The sequence below is a fragment of the Aliiroseovarius sp. S2029 genome (genome assembly GCF_023195575.1).
In the GTDB taxonomy this organism is placed as follows: Bacteria; Pseudomonadota; Alphaproteobacteria; order Rhodobacterales; family Rhodobacteraceae; genus Aliiroseovarius; species Aliiroseovarius zhejiangensis.
Genome location: NZ_JALPQE010000017.1, coordinates 1 through 2669 on the forward strand (window position 1 = coordinate 1; position 2669 = coordinate 2669).

Consider the following 2669-nt stretch of genomic DNA (forward strand, 5'->3'; position numbering starts at 1 on the left):
TTCCAGGGCATTCCCGAGATGATCTATCTCGATAACGGCCCTGTTGCGAAAAGCCTGGTGTTTCAAACTGTGATGGAACGGCTTGGCGTGGATTGGAAAACCCACATGCCTGCCGGATCGGACGGTTCCCGCGTCACAGCCCGATCAAAGGGCAAGGTTGAGCGACCCTTCCGAACCGTGAAAGAAGCCCATGAGACACTGTATCACTTCCACAAGCCTGAAACCGAAGCAGAGGCCAACCTTTGGCTGAGAAACTTCATCAGCAAATACAATGACAAGCCCCACCGCCGGGAACCACACAGTCGGATCGAAGACTGGATTGCCAATCTCCCGGAGACCGGCATCCGCGAGATGTGTTCCTGGGAAAGGTTCTGCGCCTTTGCCCGTGAGCCAGAACGCCGGAAGGTCGCCGCTGATGCGCGAGTGTCGATCGATGGTGCATTCTACGAGGTCAATGGCGATCTGGCAGGTGAAGAAGTGCTGCTGTGGTGGGGCTTGTTCGATCATGAGCTGTTCGTGGAATGGAATGATAAGCGCTATGGTCCGTATCGGCCGGAAGGCGGGCCAATTCCGCTGCACCGGTATCGCAAACGCAAACCCTCGCCCCGAGAAAAGCGCGCCGAAGCGGTGGCCAAACTGGCCGAGCAGATCAGCCTGCCGCGCGCAGCGCTGAGTGGCTCCGGTTTTGAGGCCGCCCCGGCTGAGGTGGTTCCACTGCCCAAGGTCAAGTTCACCGATCCGGACCCATGGGGCCAGATTACCTATGAAAACGAGCTCAGCGCGCGGCGAGGGATTTCTTATCTACTGGATCGACCGCTGGCTGAGCTTTCATCAATTGACCGCGAATTTGTCGGCGAACTGGTCGGTCGAACACTGAATAAGGCTGAGATTGAAACGGCCGTCAAAGAGCGCTTCCGGCGCGGGAAATAAGGTAAAGGGGTGAGCAAGTGTTAAACAGGCAGGTCATGCAGCATTTCCACATAGAGCGCGTGTGGAGCCAGGCCGGGTACTTTGAAACCGAGCGGCTGGTCCAGTTCCGCGAAGATGTGATGGCGGCCATCATGGCCGGAGATCTGATCGCTATTTCAGGCCCCGTGGGTGTTGGCAAAACCGCGATGATCAACCGGCTTCAGGACCAGATCACCGCGGACAAGAAAATCATCGTCGCACGCAGCCTGTCGGTCGATAAGCCGCGAGTTGTTCTGCCCGCCCTGATCACGGCCCTGTTCCTCGACATCACCGGCGATCCGGACATGAAAGTGCCCACCCAGCCTGAACGTCGGGAAAGGCTGCTGCAGGAGGCCGTGCGTAAGGCCAAGAAACCAATCGCTCTCTTCATAGACGAGGCCCATGATCTGCACGGCCACACTCTGAACGGACTAAAACGGCTTCGGGAGGTCATCAGCGCAGGCGGTGGTTCGCTGTCCGTTGTCCTTGTCGGCCATCCCCGGCTTCAGAACGATCTGCGACGGGCGACGATGGAAGAAATCGGCCACCGAACGACCAAGTTCGAGTTTAGCAGCATCGGTGATGAACGCCGGGAGTTTGTGTCTTGGCTTCTTGGACAGTGCCTCGCGGATGGTGTTGACCCATCAGATGTCTTTGAAGATGCCGCTCAGGAATATCTAGCCGACCGTCTATCTACGCCGTTGCAGTTTGCCGAGCATTTGAACCGGGCGTTCACCGATGCGTATCGCATGGGCGCAGATCAGGTCACGCGCGACATTGTTGAAGAAACCATCTCGGTTGGCTTCGACGATCTCGATGCGCGGCTGTCTCGGATCGGCTACAGCCCCAAGGCACTGGCGGATCTCACCGATACCCGCCTCCCCGAAATTCGGCGTTTTCTCAAAGGCCAGTTGGACTCGGACAGGACCGATGAACTCTCCACTCTCATGCGCAAGGCGGGGCTGCCGATATGACGCCACTCAAGGCTTGCACCGCCGCTTTGGTTCTATTTGGCTCAATAGCGCTTGCCGATGACGCGCAAACTGCGCTTGCTCGACAGATCGAAGAGGCCTCAGTCACCTCAAAACAAGCATTTTTTGATACAGGGAAAACTTCTGATGCAGGCTCAGGTGTCGGCTGGACGCTGTATCCCCCTTTGATTAATCGCCATGAAATACTGGTGAATGGCTGTGACGTAACGGCGCGAATGGTGAACGGTCATGATCAAAAATCTCAGGAAGAGTCATTTATAGAAATCACATTCGATCTAACACGCACACGGATTCCTGACGCATCAGTTCCGGTGGGCAATGAGTTCGCTTTCATGGCAGGAAGTTGGGACGAGTCATACGGTACAGCGCTAATTGAACTGCATTTTATACCCCCTTATGAGCCGCTGATCTGGTCAAATATAGCAGGTGTCGAAGTTGAGCAGCCCGTTCGATTCACACGTTTCCTGATGGAACCCGTCTTTAATGAAGAACAGCCCCGCCGTCTTCTGGCGCTCCTTAACCAGTATAAGGCCGAATATTGTGCACCTTCAGGGTAATGTTCTCATTCGCACGTAATGTGGTTCAGTCCGGATGATTGCAGTCCCGTTGCAAATAATGTGGTTACAGTCGCAAACAATTCGGTTTCCGTACCCCAGATAAACGCAGTTAATCTGATCGAAAAACCACGATGTTTGCAGTTCAAGACGCGGATGATTGCGGTTCACTACA

2 protein-coding genes and 1 pseudogene are annotated in these 2669 nt (G+C 55.3%); all 3 read left to right on the forward strand.

What is annotated here, in order from left to right; genetic code table 11:
- Nucleotides 1–930, forward strand: a pseudogene (locus MUY21_RS15910) (IS481 family transposase); the annotation flags it as partial.
- Between the two features lie 35 nt (nt 931–965).
- A complete protein-coding gene (locus MUY21_RS15915; protein WP_248411256.1) occupies nt 966–1922 on the forward strand; it encodes an AAA family ATPase in 957 nt (318 codons plus the stop codon).
- Nucleotides 1919–2497 (forward strand): hypothetical protein, encoded by a 579-nt coding sequence (locus MUY21_RS15920; protein ID WP_248411257.1) that lies wholly within the window; start codon nt 1919–1921, stop codon nt 2495–2497. The genes MUY21_RS15915 and MUY21_RS15920 overlap by 4 nt, the downstream gene beginning before the upstream one ends.
- Nucleotides 2498–2669 lie beyond the last annotated feature (172 nt).